The organism is Vibrio anguillarum, assembly GCF_003390515.1.
Lineage (GTDB): Bacteria > Pseudomonadota > Gammaproteobacteria > Enterobacterales > Vibrionaceae > Vibrio > Vibrio anguillarum.
The window spans coordinates 1,162,685-1,188,089 of sequence record NZ_CP031479.1 but is presented as its reverse complement, the minus strand read 5'-3'; the positions used below and the strand labels follow the sequence as shown (position 1 = coordinate 1,188,089).

Annotated in this window: 26 protein-coding genes; 12 read left to right on the top strand and 14 right to left on the bottom strand. The window is 45.8% G+C overall.

The window, feature by feature from the left end:
• Positions 1-2 precede the first annotated feature (2 nt).
• Positions 3-746, bottom strand: coding sequence for a VP0952 family biofilm-associated protein (locus DD616_RS09595; protein WP_017045285.1), 744 nt, complete (start codon positions 744-746; stop codon positions 3-5).
• Between the two features lie 69 nt (positions 747-815).
• Between DD616_RS09595 and DD616_RS09590 the strand changes: the two genes are divergently transcribed.
• On the top strand, positions 816-1,118 hold the full coding sequence (locus DD616_RS09590) for an MGMT family protein (protein WP_094128935.1): 303 nt from the start codon (positions 816-818) through the stop codon (positions 1,116-1,118).
• Between the two features lie 111 nt (positions 1,119-1,229).
• Here the strand turns inward: DD616_RS09590 and DD616_RS09585 are convergent, their stop codons facing one another.
• Positions 1,230-1,661: a YbaY family lipoprotein gene (locus tag DD616_RS09585; RefSeq protein ID WP_208872207.1), complete on the bottom strand. Its 432-nt coding sequence runs from the start codon at positions 1,659-1,661 to the stop codon at positions 1,230-1,232.
• A gap of 146 nt (positions 1,662-1,807) precedes the next feature.
• Between DD616_RS09585 and tesB the strand changes: the two genes are divergently transcribed.
• Positions 1,808-2,668, top strand: coding sequence for an acyl-CoA thioesterase II (gene tesB, locus DD616_RS09580; protein WP_013856442.1), 861 nt, complete (start codon positions 1,808-1,810; stop codon positions 2,666-2,668).
• A 19-nt stretch (positions 2,669-2,687) separates the two neighbouring features.
• On the opposite strand, the gene DD616_RS09575 is transcribed toward tesB, so the two are convergent.
• On the bottom strand, positions 2,688-3,149 hold the full coding sequence (locus tag DD616_RS09575; RefSeq protein WP_013856441.1) for an Lrp/AsnC family transcriptional regulator: 462 nt from the start codon (positions 3,147-3,149) through the stop codon (positions 2,688-2,690).
• A 119-nt stretch (positions 3,150-3,268) separates the two neighbouring features.
• On the opposite strand from DD616_RS09575, the gene DD616_RS09570 reads away from it, so the two are divergent.
• Positions 3,269-4,336: a PLP-dependent cysteine synthase family protein gene (locus DD616_RS09570; protein WP_013856440.1), complete on the top strand. Its 1,068-nt coding sequence runs from the start codon at positions 3,269-3,271 to the stop codon at positions 4,334-4,336.
• A gap of 57 nt (positions 4,337-4,393) precedes the next feature.
• Here the strand turns inward: DD616_RS09570 and DD616_RS09565 are convergent, their stop codons facing one another.
• Positions 4,394-5,263, bottom strand: a complete 870-nt coding sequence (locus DD616_RS09565; RefSeq protein WP_013856439.1) for a Tim44 domain-containing protein — start codon at positions 5,261-5,263, stop codon at positions 4,394-4,396.
• A 178-nt stretch (positions 5,264-5,441) separates the two neighbouring features.
• On the opposite strand from DD616_RS09565, the gene DD616_RS09560 reads away from it, so the two are divergent.
• Positions 5,442-6,038, top strand: a complete 597-nt coding sequence (locus tag DD616_RS09560) for a TetR/AcrR family transcriptional regulator (protein ID WP_013856438.1) — start codon at positions 5,442-5,444, stop codon at positions 6,036-6,038.
• Positions 6,039-6,047: 9 nt separating this feature from the next.
• Positions 6,048-7,919 carry an MFS transporter gene (locus DD616_RS09555; protein WP_094128937.1) on the top strand — a complete coding sequence of 624 codons (1,872 nt, stop codon included), beginning with the start codon at positions 6,048-6,050 and terminating at the stop codon, positions 7,917-7,919.
• Between the two features lie 195 nt (positions 7,920-8,114).
• On the opposite strand, the gene DD616_RS09550 is transcribed toward DD616_RS09555, so the two are convergent.
• Positions 8,115-8,831, bottom strand: coding sequence for a hypothetical protein (locus DD616_RS09550; RefSeq protein WP_017049087.1), 717 nt, complete (start codon positions 8,829-8,831; stop codon positions 8,115-8,117).
• A 312-nt stretch (positions 8,832-9,143) separates the two neighbouring features.
• On the opposite strand from DD616_RS09550, the gene DD616_RS09545 reads away from it, so the two are divergent.
• The gene (locus tag DD616_RS09545) at positions 9,144-9,542 is read left to right on the top strand and encodes a thiol-disulfide oxidoreductase DCC family protein (RefSeq protein ID WP_208872206.1); all 399 of its coding nucleotides are present in this window, start codon (positions 9,144-9,146) and stop codon (positions 9,540-9,542) included.
• Positions 9,543-9,547: 5 nt separating this feature from the next.
• On the top strand, positions 9,548-10,258 hold the full coding sequence (locus DD616_RS09540) for an SDR family NAD(P)-dependent oxidoreductase (RefSeq protein WP_208872205.1): 711 nt from the start codon (positions 9,548-9,550) through the stop codon (positions 10,256-10,258).
• On the opposite strand, the gene menE is transcribed toward DD616_RS09540, so the two are convergent.
• The 6 genes from menE to DD616_RS09510 all read right to left on the bottom strand — a co-directional run bounded on the left by menE (position 10,205) and on the right by DD616_RS09510 (position 17,506).
• The gene (gene menE, locus DD616_RS09535) at positions 10,205-11,713 is read right to left on the bottom strand and encodes an o-succinylbenzoate--CoA ligase (RefSeq protein WP_208872316.1); all 1,509 of its coding nucleotides are present in this window, start codon (positions 11,711-11,713) and stop codon (positions 10,205-10,207) included. The genes DD616_RS09540 and menE overlap by 54 nt on opposite strands.
• Entirely contained in the window at positions 11,704-12,702 is a 999-nt protein-coding gene (gene menC / locus DD616_RS09530; protein ID WP_129532634.1) for an o-succinylbenzoate synthase, read from the bottom strand. The genes menE and menC overlap by 10 nt, the downstream gene beginning before the upstream one ends.
• 94 nt (positions 12,703-12,796) lie before the next feature.
• A complete protein-coding gene (menB, locus tag DD616_RS09525) occupies positions 12,797-13,663 on the bottom strand; it encodes a 1,4-dihydroxy-2-naphthoyl-CoA synthase (protein ID WP_026027256.1) in 867 nt (288 codons plus the stop codon).
• A gap of 45 nt (positions 13,664-13,708) precedes the next feature.
• Positions 13,709-14,497 carry a 2-succinyl-6-hydroxy-2,4-cyclohexadiene-1-carboxylate synthase gene (gene menH, locus DD616_RS09520; RefSeq protein WP_208872204.1) on the bottom strand — a complete coding sequence of 263 codons (789 nt, stop codon included), beginning with the start codon at positions 14,495-14,497 and terminating at the stop codon, positions 13,709-13,711.
• Positions 14,487-16,202: a 2-succinyl-5-enolpyruvyl-6-hydroxy-3-cyclohexene-1-carboxylic-acid synthase gene (gene menD / locus DD616_RS09515; protein WP_208872203.1), complete on the bottom strand. Its 1,716-nt coding sequence runs from the start codon at positions 16,200-16,202 to the stop codon at positions 14,487-14,489. The genes menH and menD overlap by 11 nt, the downstream gene beginning before the upstream one ends.
• Positions 16,199-17,506: an isochorismate synthase gene (locus tag DD616_RS09510; protein ID WP_208872202.1), complete on the bottom strand. Its 1,308-nt coding sequence runs from the start codon at positions 17,504-17,506 to the stop codon at positions 16,199-16,201. Before DD616_RS09510 ends, menD begins: the two co-directional genes overlap by 4 nt.
• A gap of 217 nt (positions 17,507-17,723) precedes the next feature.
• On the opposite strand from DD616_RS09510, the gene DD616_RS09505 reads away from it, so the two are divergent.
• The 3 genes from DD616_RS09505 to DD616_RS09495 all read left to right on the top strand — a co-directional run bounded on the left by DD616_RS09505 (position 17,724) and on the right by DD616_RS09495 (position 21,028).
• Positions 17,724-18,938, top strand: coding sequence for a pyridoxal phosphate-dependent aminotransferase (locus tag DD616_RS09505; RefSeq protein WP_013856428.1), 1,215 nt, complete (start codon positions 17,724-17,726; stop codon positions 18,936-18,938).
• A gap of 121 nt (positions 18,939-19,059) precedes the next feature.
• Positions 19,060-19,644 (top strand): 5'-deoxynucleotidase, encoded by a 585-nt coding sequence (gene yfbR / locus DD616_RS09500; protein ID WP_026028390.1) that lies wholly within the window; start codon positions 19,060-19,062, stop codon positions 19,642-19,644.
• 58 nt (positions 19,645-19,702) lie between these two features.
• The gene (locus DD616_RS09495; protein ID WP_088732715.1) at positions 19,703-21,028 is read left to right on the top strand and encodes an anti-phage deoxyguanosine triphosphatase; all 1,326 of its coding nucleotides are present in this window, start codon (positions 19,703-19,705) and stop codon (positions 21,026-21,028) included.
• Between the two features lie 49 nt (positions 21,029-21,077).
• On the opposite strand, the gene DD616_RS09490 is transcribed toward DD616_RS09495, so the two are convergent.
• Entirely contained in the window at positions 21,078-21,686 is a 609-nt protein-coding gene (locus DD616_RS09490; RefSeq protein WP_088732716.1) for a tRNA-uridine aminocarboxypropyltransferase, read from the bottom strand.
• Positions 21,687-21,689: 3 nt separating this feature from the next.
• On the opposite strand from DD616_RS09490, the gene rrtA reads away from it, so the two are divergent.
• Positions 21,690-22,283, top strand: coding sequence for a rhombosortase (gene rrtA / locus DD616_RS09485; RefSeq protein ID WP_088732717.1), 594 nt, complete (start codon positions 21,690-21,692; stop codon positions 22,281-22,283).
• 64 nt (positions 22,284-22,347) lie between these two features.
• Here rrtA and sohB read toward each other — a convergent pair whose 3' ends face one another.
• Positions 22,348-23,409: a protease SohB gene (gene sohB, locus DD616_RS09480; RefSeq protein ID WP_088732718.1), complete on the bottom strand. Its 1,062-nt coding sequence runs from the start codon at positions 23,407-23,409 to the stop codon at positions 22,348-22,350.
• A gap of 90 nt (positions 23,410-23,499) precedes the next feature.
• Here sohB and DD616_RS09475 point away from each other — a divergent pair, with 90 nt between their 5' ends.
• Positions 23,500-24,240, top strand: coding sequence for a YciK family oxidoreductase (locus DD616_RS09475; protein ID WP_088732719.1), 741 nt, complete (start codon positions 23,500-23,502; stop codon positions 24,238-24,240).
• A 135-nt stretch (positions 24,241-24,375) separates the two neighbouring features.
• Here DD616_RS09475 and DD616_RS09470 read toward each other — a convergent pair whose 3' ends face one another.
• A complete protein-coding gene (locus tag DD616_RS09470) occupies positions 24,376-25,320 on the bottom strand; it encodes a chemotaxis protein CheV (RefSeq protein ID WP_017048555.1) in 945 nt (314 codons plus the stop codon).
• Positions 25,321-25,405 lie beyond the last annotated feature (85 nt).

The following is a 25,405-nucleotide window of genomic DNA, read 5'->3' as shown; positions in this document are numbered from 1 at the left end:
GGTCATTCGGTATTCTCTTCGGTGCTCTTGAGTAGATAATCAGTCATCCAAGCGGTAGCCAGCAAACAGATCCAAACCACGAATACGGGGTTTGGTACATCACTTGTGGGCGAGACGACTAAGCTTGCAAAGCCTACCGTTGGAAGTGTCCAGCATAACAAACCATTCCAATTCACCGCGACTGGTTTGGATTGGGTTAAACTTTCCATCGACGCCATAATGCCAGTAATGCTTAACGCAACTAACACCGCATACGAGAAATCGGCCATCCATAGCGGTAGCAGTAACCCTAGCGCCCACCAACGGTGCTTATTGGATGGCTTCCAGTGCGCAACCGACCACCAAACAACGATAACAGAAAGAGTCTGAATAACAGTCAGCCAGCCTGTACCGCCTAATTTCCCAGCCGATTGAGTAACGATGATACCGACTTGCAACGTCAGTACGATCAACGTGCTCACTAAGATAACGCCCATGCTACTGCGTTTAGAAAAGGCCACCGTCAACAAAGGCAGCAGCACCCAAACACTGACAGAAAGAGCGATTGGCTGATAAGATAAAGTGAAACCATAAGCGGTCATTGCAGCCAATAACAACACACCCGCGACGCCCCCTTGCGGTAAAATCCACAGCGCAGGGATCACGATGGCCAGCACGGGGATGTCCCCTTCGCTTAAGCCTATGGCTCTTGCACAAACCACAGCCAACAAGGTTGTGATTAAAAATTGAAAGGTAGAAAATAGCATGCCCTCTCCTTATACCGTTCCTTGGTAACTATCGAACTAGGACACTGCTAGTATGGACGAATTGTCAGCATGAACCAATTTTTAGCGCAGATTTTTGCAGTTATACATCAAATTCCCGCAGGAAAAGTGACAACCTATGGGGAAGTTGCTCGTTTAGCAGGATACCCCGGCTACGCACGCCATGTTGGAAAAGCATTAGGTAACCTACCTCAAAACAGCCGATTACCTTGGTTTCGTGTGATCAACAGCAAAGGAGAGATTTCGCTAAAAGGAGAGGATTTATTACGTCAACGACAGAAATTGATCGCCGAAGGCGTCGAAGTGAACGAGCATGGCAAAATAAAACTTCGATTATACCAGTGGCGCCCCTAAGCCCCTTTCGGTCAAGCGCCTTTCCCGCTTATCTAGCACGGGAAAGGGCTGTTTTACTATTTCTTGTTTTACTGTTTTTATAGTATTGCGTCTATTTTATTGCTTCTGTTTTTACTGTTTAACACCAACCAAACGCAAATCAACCCGTTTAGTGTTATTCTCATCAGTAATCACGGCGTTATGGGTATCCGTAATGAAGCGCAGTTTTCCATCTACTTCGATGCGAGCACTGACGCTGTAACGGTGGCGAGCATCAATTTTTCGGTTGTCGAATGCCAAGTCAAACTCAAGCGGCACTTGCATTCCGTTAGTTTCAAAGCGGTGTTTTGCGATCACTTTAGCGGGTGCATCAGCCAATGAAACATCTTGCAAAGTGATCGTGACAAGCGCCTTATCCGGCAGTGCGATACGCTCACGGTACGAAACCGTACCCATGATAGATTGAATATTGCTCTCGGAAGAGGTTGGTTTTTGCGCTGACTGGCAACCCACAAGCATTAGACCCAAAACAGACGACATAATCAGCAACAGTGCCTTTTTCATAAGGATAAAACCTCAGTTATGGTGTTAGATAGGTGATGATTATAGGTTCGGTTTTATCTGCTGTCATGGTCGTCCATTTGGTATTAACAAGATATTGACTTAGTCAACAATGATAATAATTACATTAAGAATCTCGGTGAGGGTCTATGAGTAAACCATTAAATGAACTATTGGATTTGCTGCAACTGGAAAAGCTAGAAGAAGGTTTATACCGAGGTGAGAGCGAGAACTTAGGTCTGCCACAAGTGTATGGTGGGCAAGTGATTGGCCAAGCACTCTCGGCGGCTCGCTATACGGTTGATTCCGACCGCACTGTTCACTCATTTCATAGCTATTTTCTTTACCCCGGAGATCCTGAAAAACCAATCATTTATGATGTTGAGAATTTAAGGGACGGACGCAGTTTCAGTACCAGACGAGTCAAAGCCATTCAAAATGGTCGGCCGATTTTCTATCTCACCGCTTCTTATCACGGTGAAGCGCCCGGTTTTGAACATCAAAACACCATGCCTGACATCCCTGGTCCTGAAAATTTTGCCTCTGAATCTGAACTGGCAGCCCAGATTGCACACTTATTACCTGAAAAAATAAAAAAGGTTTTTTGTGGCGAAAAAGCGATTGAGATGCGTCCAGTGACCGTAATTAACCCGCTAAAACCACAAAAAGCGGAGCCAAAACAGTACCTGTGGATACGCGCTAATGGTGAGTTGCCAAATAACCAACTCATCCATCAATATTTGCTCGGTTACGCGTCTGATTGGGGGTTTTTAGTCACAGCGTTACATCCTCATAAAGTCTCTTTGATGACACCTAACTTTCAAGTCGCGACGATTGATCATTCGATTTGGTTCCACCGCCCATTCAAAATGGATGAATGGTTGCTCTACGCAATAGAAAGCCCTACGGCCAGCAATACCCGTGGTTTAGTGCGTGGCGAGATTTACAACCGCCAAGGAGATTTAGTCGCAACAGCAGTGCAAGAAGGTGTGATGCGCTTCACCAAATAACAAGACTCGGACGAGCAGGCTATGCCAGAGGCAATTGGGTAGTGTACTTCAATGACTCCATTGCAAAGGTTGAAGTCACGTTATTAATCCCTTTCACGCCATTGACCAGTTTTTTATAAAACTGGTCAAAACACTTCATGTCTTTGACCAACACTTTCATCATGTAATCGTACTCACCCGCCATTCGATAGAACTCCATCACCTCAGGGTACTCAGACACAGTCACGACAAAATGGCTGTACCATTCGTGAGAGTGATCGCTGGTCTTAATCAACACAAACGCGGTAAAACTCAAATCTAATTTTTCTGGGTCAAGCAGGGCAACTCGCCGCGCAATCACGCCAGATTCTTCAAGCTTTTTCAACCGCTTCCAGCAAGGTGTGGTGGTTAAGTTCACCGCTTCAGCCAAATCATTTAGCGACAAAGTGCTGTCTTGTTGCAGTAATGAGAGGATCATGCGATCAATTCTATCAAGCTCCATAGCTTCCCCAAAATAAGAGAATAATTTTCTCTAAAACTACAAAATGACAGGCAACATAGCAAAGTTTTTCTCTCAAATTAAGGGTAAATTACCCTCATAATAACGATGGAGAGAGAACCATGTGCACCGATCATCAATGGATTAACAACGCAATTCGAAAAATAGAAGCGGACTACCAACGTTCGGCCGATACTCATCTGATCAAGCTCGATTTGCCTTGTGTCGCTGGGGTCGATATTTATCTCAAAGATGAAAGTACGCATCCTACGGGTTCGCTGAAACACCGCCTCGCCCGTTCTCTTTTTCTGTATGCCATCTGTAACGGCTGGGTTGGCCCTGAAACTACTATCATTGAATCTTCATCGGGCAGTACTGCGGTATCAGAAGCTTATTTTGCCCGTTTACTAGGCTTGCCTTTTATTGCTGTAATGCCCAAATGTACTGCACGTAAAAAAATTGAGCAGATTGAGCTTTATGGCGGCCAAGCGCATTTAGTCGATCGCTCTGATCAAATTTATGCCGAATCACACCGCTTAGCCAAAGAACTGAATGGCCATTATATGGACCAGTTCACTTATGCTGAACGTGCGACCGACTGGCGTGGTAATAGCAATATTGCCGACAGTATTTTTAACCAAATGCAAATGGAAGATCACCCCGTTCCAACATGGATTGTAATGAGCCCGGGCACAGGCGGAACCTCAGCAACTATAGGCCGCTTTATTCGCTACCAAAAACACAATACCAAACTGTGCGTCGTCGACCCTGAAAACTCGGTATTTCATGATTATTTCAAAAGCCGAGACCCAAGCTTAACCTTGCAGTGTGGTAGCAAAATTGAAGGAATTGGTCGCCCACGAGTTGAACCGAGTTTTATTCCCGGCGTAGTCGATGAAATGCGTACCGTTGCGGATGCCGCCAGTGTCGCTACGATCTATTGGTTGGAAAAACTACTCGGCCGCAAAGCAGGCCCTTCTACCGGCACCAATCTTTATGGGGTTTTGCAAATTGCCAGTGAGATGAAACAACGAGGTGAAACAGGCTCCATCGTGACGCTGTTATGCGACAGCGGCGAACGTTATTTAGATACCTATTACTGTGCCGATTGGGTGAAAAGCAATATTGGTGATTTAACACCTTATCTTTCAAAATTAGAAGCCTTTGAAACAACGGCTAAATTAGCTTAGTGACCTAGCAAAACGCCCAAGACAAACTTGGGCGTTTTGGATCCATCGTGAAAAGTCTTAGCCTTGAATGCCGACAATCAACCAAGGTGCATTAGGTACGGTTAAATCACGCTCTAAATGCCACACATCATTAATATCTTCTTCAATGCCTTCCACGGAATCGCGGTAGCGGCCAGTAAACTGCAAACTCAACTGCGCTTTACTTGCATCGTAATCGGCGCGAACGACTTCAGCGTCTACGTACATCACATCTGTGTGCTGTTCACCGTTTAGCTTTGCGCGCTCTTGTTTTAAATCTTCAAACAAGCTCGCCGATACATATTCTTCAACAGTTTCAAGTTGGTTATGGTTCCAAGCACCTTGCAAAATACGGTAGTGCTCACGCGCACCATTAATGAAAGCGGCCTTATCAAAACCGGCTGGATAGTTATGTGGGATATCGCTGTGTGCATTCGCTCCAAAACCACCCGTGGCTTGAGGCTGTTGTTCAAAATTGTGCACGTTCGGCTGTTCAAACTCCGTCCGGTTATTCACGCCACCAAACGCAGGCTGCTGCCGATTCATGCTACCCTGCTTCGCACCAAGCATACCGCGCATCAGTTTAAAGAGCACAAAAGCAATCAGGCCGAAGATCAGAATATCCATAAATTGGATACCCTCAAACGCGCCGCCAAAGAAAGCCGCTAGTAGACCACCAGCGAGTAAACCACCCAGTAATCCGCCCATCAGACCTTTTTTGGTCGAACCAGCTTTACCTGCTTGATCTTGCTTAATGGTGTCATTTTTTTGAGTCTGCTGTTTGGGAGCTGGAGCCGTTTTATAGCTTTTACCAAACGATTTACCACCGCCAAATTTCTTTGCTTCTGCTATCGGTGTGATCGCAACAGCAACCATCAGCAGTGCTACAAGGGAAAAAAAACGTTTCATGTTTTTCCTTAGGGTTATAATTATTGAGGCTTACTCATCATAACCACTTCGGATAGACAAGAAAACCGTTGCTTCTCGCAGACATGTATCAGAATATTGCAAATTAACCGTCCATAAGTTGACGCTTATACACCACCCCACTAGAATATCGAACGTTGTTCATAATTGATACGTAACCATGGCCAGACGAAACGATCACACCCGAGAAGAACTGATTGCATTGACGCTCAAGACCGCGAAGCATTTTCTTCAAAATCACACTTATCACGAGCTCAGCCTGCGTAAAATCGCAACCATGATTGGCTACGTACCTAGCACTTTGGTCAATGTCTTCGGCAGTTACAATCTTTTATTGTTGCATGTGGTAGCTCAAACCTTGGATGAACTCTCTTCGCAAGCGAAAAAAGTGGTGGGTAAGTGTAGCGATCCAAAAGAAGCGTTGTATAAATTGGCCTATTGCTACCACGATTTTGCTCAGTTGCACCCCAATCGCTGGCAACTTATTTTTGAACATAATATGAATGGTGAACTACTTCCCCAGTGGCAAGCAGAGCGCATCGACAACATGACCGCCATGCTTGAAGGTTTATTGACCATCCTTGCTCCACAACACTCGCAACAAGAAGTGCTGCAAGCAAGCCGAGTCCTGTGGTCTGGCGTACATGGTATTACCTTATTAAGCGTAGATGATAAATTTTTCGCCGCCGAACCCATCGATGGTAAAGAGCTGATTGAAAACCTACTCTCAAACTATCTTAATCACTGGGCGCGATAAGGACCATCAATGAGTCAATCTCAATCTTCATTGCTGACTCAGCAACGATTTCTTCCGTATTTCATCACCCAGTTTTTTGGCGCATTTAACGATAACATCTTTAAAAATGTCTTGCTGCTATTGGTCGCGTTTGCTGGAGCGAACGTGTTACCGGTTTCCAGTAATTTATTTATTAACCTTGCCGCAGGGCTATTCATTCTTCCTTTTTTCCTTTTTTCTGCCTCTGCTGGTGTGCTTGCTGACAAGTACGAAAAATCCGCTTTCATTCGTAAAGTGAAATTGGCTGAAATTGGCATCATGTGTCTTGGCGCGATCGGTTTTATGACCGAGAGTTACGCCATTTTACTGTTATTACTGTTTTTGATGGGGACACAATCGGCCTTTTTTGGTCCAGTCAAATACGCTTTATTGCCGCAGCAACTCAAGCCGAATGAATTGGTTCCGGGTAATGCGTTAGTGGAAACAGGCACATTTTTAGCGATTTTATTAGGCACATTGGGGGCTGGGCTCATTGCCTCGATGCCCTACACTAAATACGTGGCTGCTGGCGCGGTGGTGCTATTTGCGTTGTTAGGCTATTTAGCCAGCCGTCATATTCCTAAAGCCCCTGCTTGCGCACCCGATCTCGTTTTTCGCTGGCAGCCCATTAAGCAAACCAAGCAGACCATTGCGATTGCCAAACAAGACCGTACTATTTTCCAATGCGTAATGGCGATCAGTTGGTTCTGGTTTTTAGGTGCCGCCTACTTAACTCAATTTCCAAATTTCACGCATCACTATTTATATGGCACAGAGAGCGCCGTTTCTTTTTTGCTAGCACTGTTTTCTGTTGGTATTGCCACTGGCTCATTGACCTGTGACAAATTATCGCATCATAGAATAGAGATCGGCATCGTGCCTATCGGCAGTTTTGGCATTACATTATTTGGCTATTTAATGGCAACCTCCGTACCAGAAAAACTGCCTCAATTTACTGATTTTTATCAATTTATCAGCTACCAATCACTATGGCCGATGTTTCTTTTCCTATTGTTGATTGGCGTCTGCGGTGGCATCTTCATTGTGCCTTTATATGCGCTAATGCAGCAGCGTGCTAAAGTCACTCAACGCGCACAAGTCATTGCCGCTTTAAATATCTACAACTCACTGTTTATGGTGGCGAGCGCACTATTAGGGATTGTCTGTTTGAGCTTTCTTGAGCTTACAATCCCTCAGTTCTTCATTATATTAGCTTTGCTTAATGGCTTTGTTGCACTCTATTTATGCTACCAAGTCCCGGTCTTCTTGGTGCGATTTCTAATGTGGATGCTCACGCATACCATGTATCGAGTCAGCCACAAAAATCTTCATCACTTACCTGAAAAGGGCGGAGCACTGCTGGTGTGCAATCATGTTAGCTATATGGATGCACTGTTGCTGAGCGCGGTTTGTCCTCGCTTAATTCGTTTTGTGATGGAAGAGGATTACGCCAATTTGCCGCCACTTCGTCGCTTTTTGAAACGTGCAGGCGTGATACCTATTTCCGCAACGCGTCGCGGTTCTATCCGCCAAGCCTTTAACGATGTAGAACAAGCATTGGCAGAGGGGCATATCGTCTGCATTTTCCCAGAGGGACGGTTAACCGCGGATGGCGAAATCAGCGATTTCATGCGCGGGATGGATATTATTTTAAAACGCAGCTCTGTGCCTGTCATCCCCATGGCATTGAAGGGATTGTGGGGAAGCTATTTTAGCCGTGCCAAAGGGCGCGCCTGCTGTGGGCTACCGACTCGTTTTTGGTCACATATAGAAATTGAAGCTGGCGAGCCCGTCCCCCAAAAAGAGGCAACAACACAAGTGATGCAACAAAAAGTCGCCGAACTCAGGGGGGATTGGCGTTAAATTGGGATTCAATATAACGTTCAGCAAAGCTTGCCTTGTGAGAAAAACGGGTAGTATACCTTGCTTTAAAGGCTGGGGGCTTAGCACCTGTAAATTAGCCAATGAATTGCAATGGATTGCTATTGTTAGGTATAAATTTGCACTTCTATTTTCGTATCGCTGCGGCACACCTTAACTGATGTTACTTAACATGAATCAAGCAGTGTATTGTGTAAGCCAATCTTCTATTGCGTGTGCCGTTAAAGTAGTACCGCTAGATGTAACAATCTTGTTCCGTTCTGCATGACCAGACAAATATTCGTTTATCTGAATTTCAACACTTCTATTGATCTGATTAGTAACACTCTTTCTCCACTCCACACTTGCTAGATCAACGTCAAGTTTTGCCTTGTCCACCTCGCTCATTAGCGCCGCTTGAAGCCCAGATTTACCCGTGTCTTTTCTATCTACCCGTATCCATTCTAAAAATTTTTTAGTGGTCTCTTTAACTTGGGCAGAGTTAACTTTTCTTTCTATCAATCCAACACCATAACATGCAAAATGTTGTTTTATTTCTCTTGTAGTAGGCTCATTCAGTAGGTTTTGTTTGTCTTTTAGAAGGTTCTTTAACGCATTAGAAACCGTTCCATGCACTCTCAAATCTATCCAATCGTTTACCTTCTTTTCAGAGTTAAAATTGGCTAATATCTTGACCCAATTTTCATCTTGACTCTTTTTATTTAAAACTATCATGATCCTATTTTTCATTTCCATTGGTGTTTTTTTGCTTACAAGCGTGTTTTCCAACCGCTTAAAGTCTACATTACGGATAGTTTTAACCTGCATTGTTTCTAATTTTTTTAATTCGCTCTGCGATAGATTGATTCTCGCAATCATCATAATATTTTTCAAAGGAGAGAAAGCTGTCGACATGATACACCTATTAATTAATTGACAAGTCAATCAACACCATTAACCACAGAGGGTTGAATATCACGAGATTTATTCTGAAATTTCCTGCCAATTTTTGCTCCACAAAAACACACACGTTGAGGTAAATATCGACATCTACATGATTGCATTGATGAAAAACACGTATCAACAGTGCTCATAGTGGCAATTTAATGACACTTAGGTCATTTGTAACTCAAGTAAATGCTTCAGGATAAAGACCACTTTGATCTTATACTGAAGAGTGAACGTACAAATATGTTATTAACGGGCTGTTAGGCTGACGACATACATATGAGCACCCCATCTTTAGTGATTTTTTTCGATGCGCAGTGTCCTTTATGCTGCAATGAAATGCGTTCATTAAAAACCTTCGATCACCATGGTCGGGTTCAGCTTATCGACATAAATGACGGCGATGCTATGCGTAGCTTTCCTTCTATCGACAAAAGCAAGGCGTTATCGATACTGCATGGCTTAGATCAACAAGGCAATCTGCTTTATGGGCTGGATGTAACCGTTCTAGCTTGGCGTTTAGTCAACAAACATCGCTGGTTATTCATCACGCGCTTACCCATCCTAAAATGGATTAGCGACCAAATTTATCTCCTTTTTGCAAAACATCGCGTGTCGATATCTCGCTGGTTTAGTCATGCTCAATGCCGTAATGGCGTTTGTAAAAACAGAGAATGATAACAATGAAATACCTCATTATTGGCGCCTCAAGCACCATCGCCCAAGCTTTTATAAGGGAGCTCAAAGCGCAGACTTTAGCGCCAGAAATCGTTACCGTCTCAAGACAAAAATATCTCGCCCAATCCTCAAGAGAACATTTTCCAACCGACTACAGTATCGAATCAACGGCCTTGATTGCCAAAACATTGGCCGACATCGGGCATAAGTTTGATCAAATTGTGTTTTTTAATGGGCAACTACACAACGGCACCTATACACCGGAAAAGCGTATCTCAAGGTTTGACGAGTCTTACTTTCAATGGCTTTTACAATGTAACGTTTTGAGCCAAGTGCGTTGGTTTCAATATTTACCATCACTTATTGATCGTCAATCTTTTGCAAAAATTACGGTTTTTAGCGCGCGGATAGGTAGCTTAGAGGATAACTACAGTGGCGGCTGGTACAGCTATCGGATGAGTAAAGCGGCGCTAAATATGGCGACGAAAAGTTTTGCGATAGAGCTAGCTCGCACTCATCCCAACACACAAACTATTCTGTTTCATCCGGGAACCACCGACACCCCGCTTTCTAAACCATTTCAGCGTAATGTGGCTAGCGATAAGCTCTTTGAACCGGAGTTTGTGGCTAAGCAACTTTATCAACTACAGCAAAAGGAAATGTTAGATAAGCCCGTCTGTTTTGTGGATTGGCAGCACCAGACCATCAAATGGTGATCGCTCATTGAGTGGTCGATAACGCAGCTGATGTTCGGTGAGCCATGTTTTTAAGGTCTTGCGCGATATTTTAATACCCGTTTCGCTCAAGTGGTTTGGTATTAAAAAATAATCGAGAGGATATTTGAATCTTTCAAGCTTGCCATTGAGCCACTGCTCTAACGCCGCTTTTTCAGGCATCGCTTGGCATTGCAGCACAGCCACGCTGCGCGCGCCAAACTCATCATCATGCACAGGGATCACCATCGCTAAAGCAATGTCGGGGTGGTGAGATAATACCGCTTCAATCTCTTCACAATGAATGTTTTCGCCTCCAGAGATAAATTGGTTATCAACGCGGCCAATAATGAACAGCTCATCATTCTGCCAATGGCCAAGATCTTGGCTGTCGAACCATCCTTGTTCATCGATAAGAGGCGTGATTAAGCCTTGTTGGTAATAGCCACTGGATATGGTTTCACCGCCAATGAAAATGCGCTGACCTTGTAGCTTCACTTGCCGTTTAGGTAGCACGTGGCCAACACTCTGGCTTGCGTTAACACGTTTTGCTGTGACAGTGGAAGCCGCTTCCGTCATGCCATAACCCACCCAAGTTTCAATGCCATGCTTTGCCGCCTGCTGGGCGAGATGGTTTGGGATATGGCCTCCGCCAAGCAGCACGTGCGTTAATGCGAGCGGTGTTTTACTGTCTAATAAACGCTTCAATTGAGTAGCAACCAATGAAGCATGCGTAACATGAATTATATCTTGGGTGAGATCGCCGCTGCCGACTTTTAAGCAAGCACCAGCTACTAGCCAGCGATAAATAATGGCTAACCCAGACACATGATACATCGGTAAACTCAGCAGCCACGTATCATGGCAACTAAATGAAAATACCTCAAGTAAACCACTGGCTGACGACCAATGCTGCTGAAAAGTATGAATAACGGCTTTAGGAACCCCAGTAGAGCCAGAAGTAAAGATGATTGAGGCAAACTGTGTCTCAGCCTTGTTTACCATAGCGCTCGTGGGCGGCGAAACATGTTCGTTAGTAATATGTTCATGAGTAAAAAGCTGGATGTTAGCCTCAGCGAGCAATGAAGTTAGCTCATTCTCCTTGAGCCTAGCTCCTTCACCTAACCATAACCAATGTGGTTTATTCTCTCCGTATAAGGTACTGAGTTTCTGTTTCAGCAGCATCACAGGTTGTGGCATGGTGATGGCGCAGATCACGCCAAGTTTTAACGACGCAAGGTAGATTAACACTAACTCAAGGCTGTTCTTACCCACTAACGTCAGCACATCTTGGTTCTGCAAACCTTGTTGCTGCATTGCAAAAGCATAAGCGTCAATACGGTTCGCTAACTGCTGCCAAGTGTAGGTTTGATTCGCCGTACGCAATGCGATCGCGTGCGGCGTATACAAAGCATGTTGTTGCCACGGCTTTTGGCAAAAGGAAACGCCTACTCGCATTGAGATTGCCAAACCACCGTTTGCTGCGCGAGCGTTTGTATCGGCAATGCGCTGTTGGGCCATGCGCTTTCGAGTTGTGCTTTAAACAAACTAATCGTATCTAGCCCCGGAATTTCATTAGGCAGTTGCCACTGCGCAAAACGAGCTAATTGGCAAAGCCCTAAGCTCGATTCGATGCTAGAGCTAATAACGGCTTGAATGCCTAATGTTTTAGCTTTTTCAATCAAAGTGATACAGCGCTGTACCGACCCAATCAAGGTCGGTTTAATCACAATGGCTTTCGCTCCCGTCAGATCTTCTAGCTGAAAATCTGCACGGCGAACGGCTTGCTGTAAGGTTTCATCCCACGCAATCGCAATGCCCGTATTGATAGCAAAAGCCAAGCTGTCACTGGGAGATGGACACGGCTCTTCCAAAAACGCAATGCGTTGACGCAGCGAAGGAGAGACATATTGGGCAAATTTTTCAGCTTTAGCAGGTGTCCAAGCTTGGTTAGCATCAAGACGCAATTGCAAATCAGGCATGGATTCTAAAAACAGATTTACGATCATCCCATCGCGAATCGCTTCGTACAGCCCAACTTTAATCTTCGCAACTCTATGATCGCCCGGTAGCGCATTCAGAAGCGGGATCAGTTCATCAGGGTCTCCCGAGCACAAAGGTGCTGCGTGATAGTGTCCGGCTTGAGGCAACCCACCATCCAGCTCTAACTCCGCCATCGACAAACCAAAGGCAACAGAAGGAAAAAGATCATCATAGGTAATAAGCTCACCACTAACCCAAAGCTGAAGCTGCGTTATTAACTGCTGCTGTGCTTGCTCAAGTGACTCTAAACTGAAACCGGGTAATGGGGCAACTTCACCCAACGCTGAACCGTGATCATCTTGTAATTCAATAATCAGACCTTCACGTTCTACCAGCTTCTGATTGCGGAGAATAACGCCGCTATCCATCGGTAAACAGTAGCGATACAGTGTTGCGCTGCGCATAATTTCAACCTTTTGTTCGATATTCGACTTTGTTCATTGAGACCACTAGCCCAAATCATCACGGAAAATTGGATGACTTGAGCCGATTTTACGCTTAAGGATTACGAGGGAATTTATTGAAATCAGGGCGGCGTTTTTCATTGAAGGCATTGCGCCCTTCTTGCCCCTCTTCTGTCATATAGAACATCATGGTTGCGTTACCCGCCAGTTCTTGCAAACCTGCTTGGCCGTCACAATCTGCGTTGAGCGCTGCTTTCAAACAGCGCAGCGCCATAGGGCTATGCTGCAATACTTCACGACACCAGCGAACCGTCTCTTTTTCTAAATCAGCTACTGGCACAACCGTGTTGACCAGCCCCATGTCCAACGCTTCTTGAGCATCATAAAAACGGCAAAGGAACCAAATTTCACGCGCTTTTTTCTGCCCAACGATACGGGCCATGTAAGACGCACCCCATCCACCATCGAATGAACCCACTTTGGGTCCTGTTTGACCAAACTGGGCATTTTCTGCCGCTATAGTTAAATCGCACATCATATGCAGCACATGGCCACCACCGACAGCCCAACCAGCCACCGCCGCAATTACAGGTTTCGGACAGGTACGAATTTGGCGTTGGAAATCGAGCACATTGAGATGATGCGTACCGGACTCATCACGATAGCCGCCGTAGTCGCCACGAATTTTTTGATCGCCACCAGAGCAAAATGCCGCTTCACCAAGACCAGTTAGAATGATCACGCCAACTTGCTCATCATAACGCGCATCGGCCAGCGCACTGATCATCTCTTTAACCGTTTGTGGGCGAAAGGCATTACGCACCTGAGGGCGGGCAATCGTAATTTTGGCAATGCCATCTTGCGATTTGTGATAGTGAATATCTTCATATTCGGCGCTGCAGTCACTCCAGATGACTGGTGCATACAATTCTTGTTCAGTAATACCGACTGTTTTAGCCATGGTGCTTTCCATTGTTCTATTAATTATTGTTTTTGAACCAACGCGTTAGCATTGGCTGATAAATTCTTGAATAAGATGAGCAAATACTTCGGGCTGCTCATGATGGACATTATGCCCTGCAGCCCGCACTTGCCGATATTCGAAGCCACTTTGCTGTGCCAGATGAACAAACTTACTGTCCTTCTCCCCACAAACATAGACAATTGGCAATGCGACTTGCTCAAGTTGTGCGAGCAGATAAGGCTGCTTTGCCAATGAAGTCGAAAGTAGCATGTGAGCCACTGCCACCCCAAGATTAGCACTGCGTTGAGTGACTAAAGTTTGTCTTTGCTCATGATTTAATGAAGAAAAAACGGGTTGATGATACCAATCGACCAAAACTCGCTCAATCTGCTCAGTTTGGAAACGATGTACCCAATGGTGATCATTTTTCAATCGTTGTTCACGTTCAAAAGAACTCTGCAAGCCGAAGTTGCCACCCTCAACGATCAAACCTTGAATATTCAACGCCGAAAAACGCTGCATCGCCACGCCATACATTGCCAGCCTTCCACCAAGTGAATAGCCCACCAATACGATAGGTGTTTTTTCGCCAAGCTGCTTAAGCACGGTTGCAGAAATGTGATCGCAGCACTCATCAAAATCATCACATAAGAGAGACTGACTACCGCCATGGCCGGGAAGATCAATCCATAATTGCGAGTATGGCGAAAGAAAAACCGCCGTTTTCGACCAATCTCGCCCACTGCCTAGTAAACCATGTAGAAAAACCACCACAGGCTCGACCGACGTCGAACCTGTGGTGGTGCTGCAATAAAAACGACTACAAAGCATAAACTTGCTGGGTAAATTGTGTGATTTGCTCACCGGCTTGCCCAGACGGCGTGGTCACTTCAACCAATAAGGTGCCAGTACCCTGCTGTAAATGTTCACGGACCAAGCTTTGATAAGCAGATAAGGTTTGCGGACAAGCATAACCTAAACGAAACTGCCGTGCGGCGTGTTCAAATTGGTAGCCATGAGGCATTTGGTACAAGGCGGTTTTGTGCGTTTTGGGAACGGGTAATAGATCAAAAATAGCGCCACCATCATTATTCACCACCACCAGCACCAGAGGCGTGCTGACTTGGCTAAGCAGAGCTAGAGAATTCAGATCATACAGCAATGACGTGTCACCCATAAATACCAACATTGGATTATGATTGGCTCGCTGTACTCCTGCGGCAGTTGCCACTAAGCCATCAATGCCCGAAGCGCCTCGATTGGAGTAAACCGAACGTCCCTCAATTTGAGCAAACATATCGGCTAAACGAACGAACAAACTGTTGCCGATAAATAGCTCGGCCCCTTCGCTACGCTCGGCCATATCGAGCGCTAAACCAATCTCTGTAATAGAAGAGTCACCGTTCAAATGCAATTTAGCCAGTTGGGCAATCTCTTGCGCCACAGTTTTTATTCGATCCGACCAACCCGCTTGCGCCGCACCTAAAGCCGTTAATTTACCAATATGCCGATCGACCCAGCACGCAATATCAGTGACAAACTGCTGTTGCATCAGATGGCTTTGATTATTACGTGCCATTTGGGGTGAGACATAAATATACTGCACGTTACCAATGTGAGCATGGCTAGCTAGCCATTGAGTAAGCCGTTTTGAGACCAGCCGTGAACCGAATTGGATCACCACCTCACTTTCACTAAGCAACTCACGTGCTCGCGCATTTTGTAACCACAAATCAAAATGCGCCCATTCGCTGCTCACGCCTGATTGTGGATCACATAAAACTGGCCAGCCAAGTTTGTTGGCAAAGTGCTTGGCCTTCTTCGCTTCAGCTAACGTCAACGACCCAAGAATCACCAGCCCTTTTTTACTCAGCCATGCACCATCATCTAACGTTTTGGTTTCGGTTTGGTACTGGCGAGAGCTGAATGCTTGCTCACGCTGACGCCACGCTTCAATCACAGCTAAATAGTCCGCGTAAAGATCTACATCATGTTCGGCATAAAGTGGTTCGGGAAAGGGACAGTTAATATGTATTGCACCACCCATATAATCTTGGTTGGCCATAGCCTCATCCACTGTGGTTAACAACCAAGTCAATGGGATAGTCGTCGATGGACTGGGTAGATTCACCGCCTGCGTGACATGTGATGAGTAAATACCTACTTGATTGATTGCTTGATTCGCACCGCATCCCACGAGCTCAACGGGCCGGTCAGCCGTGAGTACAACGAGTTTTTCACCCGTGAGGTGTGACTCAGCAATCGCTGGCAGTAAATTAGCCGCCGCCGTGCCAGAAGTGACAATCACCGCAACTGGTTTTTGGCTCGCCTTAGCAAGACCTAAAGCAAGAAAGCCCAGCCCACGCTCATCAAAGTGAGTATGGATTGAAAGCTTGTGATTGGCGGCCGCCTCTAAGGTCAAGGGTGTCGAGCGTGAACCTGGTGCAATACAGATCTCTTGCACCCCAAGTCGAGTAAGCTCCTCAAGTAGCGTTTGGCTCCAAATTCGGTTCAGCACCGCTTGGTCATGCTTCATGACGCCACTCCTAGAGGAAAATGGTCGCTGATCAAACTCAGTAAGGTTGCCATTTTTTTGTCTAACTCTTGCCATTCATGCTCTGCAACTGAACCTGGAACAATGCCCGCTCCGGCAAACAGTTGGACCTGATTGTCCACCAGCAAAGCGCTGCGAATCGCCACACAAAACTCCGCTTGTTGATGGCTAAAATAACCGACTGAGCCAGCATACCAACCACGTGCAAAAGGCTCATTAGCCTGAATAAAATCCATCGCCGCTTTACGCGGCAGGCCAGCCACGGCTGCGGTCGGTTGTAACGCGTTCAGCAGTTGTACACCATTCACACCCTTTTTCAGCTGCGCATGGATACCCCGTTTTAAATGTTGCACTTTGCGCAAACGCACTAAACGGACGTCCTGTTCAACATCAACCCTTTCAGAATAAGGCGTTAACCGTTCAATAATGTCATCCACTACATATTGATTTTCATTAAGATTTTTACTGTCTTGAGTAAGCCAATGAGATAACTCCATGTCTTGGCTCGCATTTTCTCCCCGACCTATAGTTCCCGCCAGCGCTTCGGTATACAAAGTCTGCCCTTGACGAGCGTACAAACGCTCAGGTGTCGACCCCATAAAGCTGTGTTTTTGATCAAATGCTAATAAAAAATGAAAACTGTGATGATTGTGCGCCGCACTTGCCTTAAGCAACTGCGCCGCGCTTAACGGCTTATCTAAACTGAGTGTCGTTTGCCGCGCGAGCACCACTTTCTTAAACGCTTGATGACCAATCCCCTCAAGCACTTGATTGACCAACTGCTGCCACTTCACCTCATTAGGTTGATGGGTGACCTGTTTTATATGTGACGTCATACCACGTAACGGACTAACTTCAAGTTGCAGTTTATGCAGTGCGACCAAGGTTCGTTGGCGTTCAGCGGTAATATTCGCCGCCAATGACCATTGACCATCACAGCAAATCAGCTCAATTTGCGGTAAAAAGAAAAATGAGGATAGACAACGGCGATTTTTGTCCGTATGCCCATCAAAAGAACGTCCACCCCAAACTCGCTGCTCCTGACCAAGAATAGCGTAGGCAGGTTCAGCCTCAGAAAAAGTATACAGCTGACCTAATGCCACTACTTCTTCGCGCGTATCACGTGACTGCCAATAAAATTTAGGGAAAATGGGTTGCGCTTCAAGCCAATCAATTGGCGCGAAAGGGGGAGCTTCTTGCAGTATTTGTACAAAACGAACGTCATCATCCTTCGCGTCGTTTATTTGCTCGATTAACCGAGCAATAGCTTGATGAAAATGCGACAAATCGACCTCGAAAACATTGAGACACGGGCTCTACTGACGGCTACTCTATTTAGAGAGGGAAACGAAATCAAGGTTACGAGTTATCTTTTGCAGATTCCTGTGATAACGGGCATCCTCATCTGTATCCTAAAAGCGCACAGTGGCAGATTTTTATTCTATCAAACATCAATTTAGTGTAGTTTAATAAAGAAATTATTTATTTTTCAGGAATTATACAATGCAAAATATCGGGATGTCGTCAAAACTCGACAATGTCTGCTATGACATTAGGGGTCCTGTACTCAAACATGCTAAACGCATGGAGGAAGAGGGGCATAAAATACTGAAGTTAAACATTGGTAACCCCGCCCCATTTGGCTTTGACGCCCCAGATGAAATCCTAGTTGATGTGATCCGTAATCTGCCTACTTCACAAGGCTATTGCGACTCAAAGGGGATCTATTCCGCGCGCAAAGCCGTGGTGCAGCACTACCAGAAAAAAGGGCTGCGTAGCCTAGATGTAGAAGATGTTTACATCGGTAATGGTGCTTCAGAGCTTATCGTGATGGCGATGCAAGCGCTGCTTAATAATGGCGATGAAATGCTTGTCCCTGCTCCTGATTATCCATTATGGACCGCTTCGGTCGCCCTCTCGGGCGGCACTGCTGTGCATTACTTGTGTGATGAAGAAGCCGATTGGTATCCTGATCTCAACGACATCAACAGTAAAATCACGCCCAAAACACGCGGTATTGTGTTGATCAACCCCAACAACCCAACAGGTGCTGTCTATAGCCGTGATTTCCTGCTGGAAATTGTTGAGATTGCCCGCAAGCATAAATTGATCATTTTCGCCGACGAAATCTACGACAAAATCTTATACGATGGTGCAACCCATACGCCCATTTCAACACTGGCTGATGACGTTTTAATGGTCACTTTTAACGGCCTGTCAAAAGCGTACCGTGTGTGCGGGTTCCGTGGTGGTTGGATGTTCCTTACCGGGCCAAAACACATCGCCAAAGGTTATGTGGCTGGTTTGGAAATGCTTGCCTCAATGCGTTTGTGTGCCAACGTGCCCATGCAGCATGCGATTCAAACCGCATTAGGTGGCTATCAAAGTATCAATGAGCTGATTTTACCCGGCGGCCGACTGCTCGAACAGCGCGACCGCGCGTGGGAATTGATCAACCAGATCCCCGGCGTCTCATGTGTCAAACCTAAAGGAGCCATGTATCTGTTCCCGAAAATCGACACGAAAATGTACAGCATTAAAGATGACCAAAAAATGGTGCTCGACTTCTTAAAACAAGAGAAAGTGCTATTGGTTCAAGGAACGGGCTTTAACTGGCCAAAACCGGACCACTTCCGCATTGTCACCTTACCGCATATTGAAGATTTGGAAATTGCCATTGGCCGCTTCGAACGTTTCTTATCGACCTACAGTCAGTAGCATTCTGGCGTAAACTTCCATATGCTAAACGGGCGCACTTTTCGATACTGAAAGTGCGCCCGTTTTCTTTGAATCGCCAATTTTTCTCTTGGCCCCCGACACAGCAAGGATGTTTATTGCAATGAAAGAGAGTCACTTTTTTGCTCACTTAGCCCGAATGAAGTTAATTCAACGCTGGCCTTTAATGCGATCGATCTCCAGTGAAAATATCTCTGAACACAGCCTACAAGTGGCATTTGTCGCTCACGCTTTAGCCGTAATCAAAAACAAAAAATTTGGCGGCAAGGTCAACCCTGAACGGATTGCGATTTTAGGTATGTACCACGATACCAGTGAAGTGTTGACGGGCGATCTTCCGACACCAGTTAAATACTACAACCCCGATATTGCGAAAGAATACAAAAAGATAGAAGCCGCCGCCGAACAAAAACTGCTCTCGATGTTGCCTGAAGAGCTGCGTGAGGACTTTGCTCCATATCTCGTTTCAGACGCCGCGCACCCTGAAGATGTGGCGATAGTCAAACAGGCAGATTCACTCTGCGCCTATCTCAAATGCTTAGAAGAACTCAGCGCGGGCAACCACGAATATGCGCTGGCCAAAAAACGTTTAGACGTCACCTTACGAGATCGCCATACACCTGAGATGGAGTATTTTCTCAATACCTTTGCCCCTAGTTTCGAATTAACGCTGGACGAGATCAGCTAACTCACGCTAAGTTACTTGTTAAGTGTTTGAAAAACATAAATGTACTGCAGGAGATGGCATGGATATATCCATTGACCCCAAATGGCTTGAACGCCAAGATGATGAGCATAAAATCCGCCGCGATGATCACCGCAGCCCTTTCCAACGCGATCGGGCACGTATTCTTCACTCGGCAGCATTTCGTCGCTTGCAAGCCAAAACTCAAGTACATGGCACTAGCTTGAATGATTTCCATCGCACTCGCCTCACTCACTCCTTAGAAGCCGCGCAACTCGGCACTGGAATAGTGGCGCAAATTAAACTCAAGCAACCAGAGTTTCGTGATTTGCTGCCTTCGGATAGTTTGATCGATTCCTTATGCCTAGCGCATGATATCGGTCACCCTCCTTATGGTCATGGCGGCGAAGTGGCGCTCAATTATATGATGCGCGTTCACGGCGGCTTTGAAGGCAACGCGCAAACCTTTCGAATTGTGACCAGCTTAGAGCCTTACACCGAACACCATGGTATGAACCTGTCGCGCCGCACTGTGCTGGGCTTATTAAAATACCCTGCGCTGCTAAGTCAAACTCGCGCTGTACAGCAACCCCATGCAGTCGCTCACCAGCGTCAGTTGAAAGCCAAAGAGTGGTCGCCCGCTAAGGGAATATACGATTGCGATCACGCGATTTTTTCTTGGGTAACGGAGCCGCTCTCTGCGCAAGATAAAGCCCTACTCAGTCAAATGCGTGGTCAGCCCGCAACGCCTTATCAACATCACAAGACTCGCTTTAAATCACTCGATTGCTCCATCATGGAGCTGGCCGATGACATTGCCTACGGCGTGCACGATTTAGAAGATGCCATCGTGCTTGGCATGGTGACTCGCCAACAGTGGCAAGAGGCCGCAGCCTCGAAACTGGCCGAATGCGGCGATGCGTGGTTTGAAAAACACATCGCTTCCATCAGTGAAATGCTGTTTGCAGGCAAACATTATCGTCGTAAAGATGCGATTGGCGGGATTGTTAATGCGCTACTGACTAGCATTCATATTCAAGCCGTTGATGCGCATTTTGAGAATGAATTACTCGCCTTCAACGCCTATTTAGAACCCAATATGGCCGCTGCGCTGGAAGTACTGAAATCATTTGTGAGCCAATATGTGATTCAAATTCCGCAAGTGCAGCGTTTTGAATACAAAGGCCAGCAGATCATCATGGATCTGTTTGAAGCGCTAAGCGCCGATCCTGAACGCTTACTGCCAGAAACAACGCGCGGTAAGTGGCAAGCCCAAACCAATGAAAACGATGGTATGCGCGTTATCTGTGACTATATTTCGGCTATGACCGATGGCTATGCGCAAAGGCTCCATCAACAACTGTTCTCAGCTCATAATCACTATTAATGGCTGGTTGAGTGATAGCTTCTGCCATCATTACTCACTGATATAGCGGTTACTCGCTGATATAGTTTTGCTTAAAAACCCCAGCTGGCATTTGGCTAATTTGAAAGGCAACCATCGCATCAAAAGCATCAAGGAGCGGTTGAAAATTTTGCCGAGGCTCAAGCAATGACAAGATATGAAAACCAGCTTCAACAGTTGATAAGCTGTTTTCACTCGGTGCCTTGCGAATGCGATAATTGCCTTTGAGATCGGTCGGCAAGTGCAAACACGGTAGCGAATGTAAATTGCTCGAGAGTTGCCACATTTTATACGCTTTCTTCCAAGTACCATCGAGTAAAATAACTCGTACTTTTCTGGTATCAGCATTGATATTCATAGCCGACACGGGCTGCGCAGTCTCATGCGGGTAAAGTACATAGTTGAGCACATCCGGCTCAGCTAAGCACTCATTCAGCTGAGTGTGCCGGCTAAAATCTTCGGCAACAAAGCGCCTGCAATTCGCTAAAGATAAATCGAGAATTCGGGCTGTGCCCATTGGGCGATGTTCTTCTGTCGGATGTTGAAGAATGATAAGCTCGACCGACGAGGAAAGCGGTACGATCAAAGAACAGATGCAGGCTTTTCGCGCTTTACCACATTGAGAACAGTATCGAGACATAACGTGAATTACTTTCGCCTTTGCTTACTAAACATAAACCATCAAAAAAATCGTTATTTTGCACTACTTGCTATCAGCTTGGTCTGCTTGGGGTTGCAATGGCCGCAGCTGGCCGCCCTCAGTGCGTGGAATCGGCCTGCCATTGAAGCGGGCCAATGGTGGCGGATCCTAACAGGAAATTTCACACACACCAACTTTACACACCTTGGTATGAACCTCGCAGGGCTGTGGATTATCCATTTTGTGTTTCAACCGAGCAGTAAAAAATGGTTAATCAGCCTTCTGGCAACCAGCCTGATGGTAGGCGTTAGCCTTTTTTTGAGCCGTATGCAAGTCTATGTCGGCCTTTCAGGCGCGCTCCATGGAATGTTTGCCTATTTGGCGCTGCAAGAAGCACTGCAAGGGCGTCGCAGCAGTTGGCTGTTGGTGGTTGGTGTTATTGTCAAAGTTGTCTGGGAGCAAATTTTCGGCGCTTCAAGTAACACCAGTGAGCTTATTAATGCACGCGTTGCTATCGAAGCGCATTTAGCAGGCATGTTGGCCGGGTTGATACTCGCCATCGGTGAATGGCTGAGATCAAAAAAAACGGAGAAGTAACGTACTTCTCCGCTTAATACTCTCCGAAAAATAATCTGCCTGCTTCGAGAAAGACGCACCTAACCTAAACGATTGGCCGTTGACCGCGACTGATCAATTTCAGCAACACACTATCAGCCGCTTCGCCCGCAACACCAGCCAATTTATCAGTCAGTTTTTTCTTCTGCACATAATGGATTGCCAGTACCGTTTTATCTTTACACGCAGCAACCACTAAGTCGTCAGAAGTTTTGATCTCATCAACTAAACCGAGCTCTTGAGCTTGAGTCCCAAACCAGTGTTCACCAGTGGCCACTTTCTCAAGGTCAAGCGCTGGACGATGCTCGCGGATAAAATCTTTAAACAGTTCGTGAGTCTCTTCGAGTTCTTGCTTGAACTTATCGCGCGCTTTATCACTGTTTTCACCAAACATAGTCAGCGTGCGTTTGTATTCACCTGCGGTCAACTGTTCAAATTCAATATCATGTTTTTTAAGCAGTTTATTAAAGTTAGGTAGTTGCGCGATAACGCCAATGGAACCGACAATCGCAAAAGGAGCGGCCACAATTTTATCAGCAATACACGCCATCATATAACCACCGCTGGCGGCCACTTTATCAACTGCGATAGTTAGGGGTAACCCAGCCGCTTTAATGCGATCGAGCTGCGAAGAAGCCAAACCATAACCATGCACCATGCCACCGCCAGTCTCTAAACGCAGCAACACTTCATCACCTTGACGAGCAACGGCGAGAATGGCGGTCACTTCCTCGCGTAGCGAACTCACTTCTTTGGCATCAATACTGCCGTTGAAATCCAAGACAAAGAGATGCGGTTCACGTTTGGTATCTAGCGCTCCCTCTTTGGCCGCTTTTTTGATCGCTTTGTCACGTGCTTTGTTTTTCTCTTTTTCGCTTTTCTTTTCTGCTTTATCGCGAGCCTTCAAGAAAGCATCATCGTGCAGATGGTGTTCCATTTGCTCGACCATTTCTTTATGACGCTCGGTTAAATTCACTACTTCCAGCTCGCCTTTCTGCGCGCTGTTTTTTCCGCCCACCGATTTCACAATGATCAATAGCACAACAAGAGCGACGACGATTGTCGCAATCTTGGCCAAAAATAGGCCGTAGTCCAATAAAAATTCCAACGTCCTAATCCTCATAGGTTTTGATTTGGTGTATTGTAACCACCTTGTCACGAAGACTTAAAGCAAATCATAACAATAAGGAAGCACAAGGTGGATTATTCAGTTTCTGCAGATGCCCTCAAAGATAGAGTCATTTTAGTTACAGGTGCTGGCGACGGTATCGGTAAACAAGCCGCCATCAGCTATGCAGCCCACGGCGCAACCGTCATTTTGCTCGGCCGCACGGTGAAAAAGTTAGAACAAACTTATGATGAGATAGAAAACGCTGGCTACGCAACACCTGCGATTGTTCCGCTGGACATGAAAGGAGCCACCAAGCAACATTACCTCGATATGATCGATACCATTGCAGAGCAGTTTGGTCGCTTAGATGGTGTGCTACATAACGCGGGGCTTTTGGGTGTGATCAGCCCGTTTGATCAGATCGGTGAAGATTCTTATGACGATGTCATGCAGGTCAACGTCAAAGCGCAATTCTTACTCAGCCAAGCGGCGCTGCCATTGCTGCACAAATCTCCAGATGCGCGGATTGTATTTACGTCTTCAACCGTAGGCCATGGTCGTGCTTTTTGGGGCACTTATGCTATGTCAAAATTCGCCACAGAAGGGATGATGCAAGTGCTAGCTGATGAGCTAAGCAACACATCAATTCGAGTGAATGCAATTAATCCCGGTGGCACGCGCACAGGCATGCGCGCCAAAGCTTATCCCGCTGAAGATGTGGAGCTGTTGAAAACGCCTAAAGATATCATGCCGCTTTATCTCTATTTAATGGCGCCGGAAAGCCAAGCCGTGAATGGTCAATGTATCGATGCACAACCGAAAGAGTAATGGCTTAGCTTTTTCTTAATCTTTCAATGCCTTGCCTCATCAGCAAGGCATTGTCGTTTGAGGTAAAAATCACTATTTCATGTCGGCACATCGGCACATTAGAGACGACTTTATTGTAATGATGGCTAAAAAGTCTTACGAAAGCACATCACGTAATCGGTCTTGTGCCACTTGTACTAATAAATCGGGTTGGAATTTAGAGATAAAACGATCACAACCCACTTTTTGTACCATGGCTTCATTAAAGCTGCCACTGAGTGACGTGTTTAACGTAATAAATAGTGATTTCATTCTCGGATCATTACGGATCTCGGAAGTCAGTTTATAACCGTCCATTTCTGGCATTTCAGCATCGGTGATCATCAGTAAAAGCTCACTCGTTACATCTCTTCCTTCATCGCTCCACGACTTCAGAAGATTCAATGCTTCTAAGCCATCTCTGCATTCGACAATTTCCAAACCAAGCTGTGAGAGCGTCCCTTTTATTTGGTTACGAGCCGTTGAAGAATCATCCACAATCAGAATTTTTCGCCCGACCATCTCCGCAACCAAATCATGGTCAAGAACGCCTTCTGAGATAGAAACATCATAATCAATAATCTCAGCTAACACTTTTTCAACATCAATGATTTCAACAATATGGCTACTGTTGACCTCTTTAACATGGGTGATAGCGGTAAGGTAATTAGAACGGCCAGCTAAACGCGGTGGTGGCTGAATTTCAGTCCATGCGGTATTGATAATATTGCGAACTTGCCCAACCAAAAAACCTTGAATAGTTCGATTGTACTCAGTGATGATGAGGTTCTGTTCTTGGCTATCCAAGCGAGATGGAGGAAAACCGATCGCACTGCGCAAATCAATGACAGGAACTGGCACTCCCCTCAATGAGGCTACACCCGTAATATTATGATGAGAACCGGGCAATTTCGTTAACTGAGGAACTTTGATCACTTCCCTCACCTTAAATACATTGATCGCAAAAATTTGCCGGCTATTTAAGCTGAATAAAAGCAACTCTAGTCGATTCTCTCCGACAAGATTGGTGCGCTGGTCAACCGTATTTAAAACACCTGACATACGAAATCCCGAAAATTATAGTGAACTCACATAACAGTATAGCCATATGGGTTAATTGTAAAAAATATAAATGATCTAACCGCGA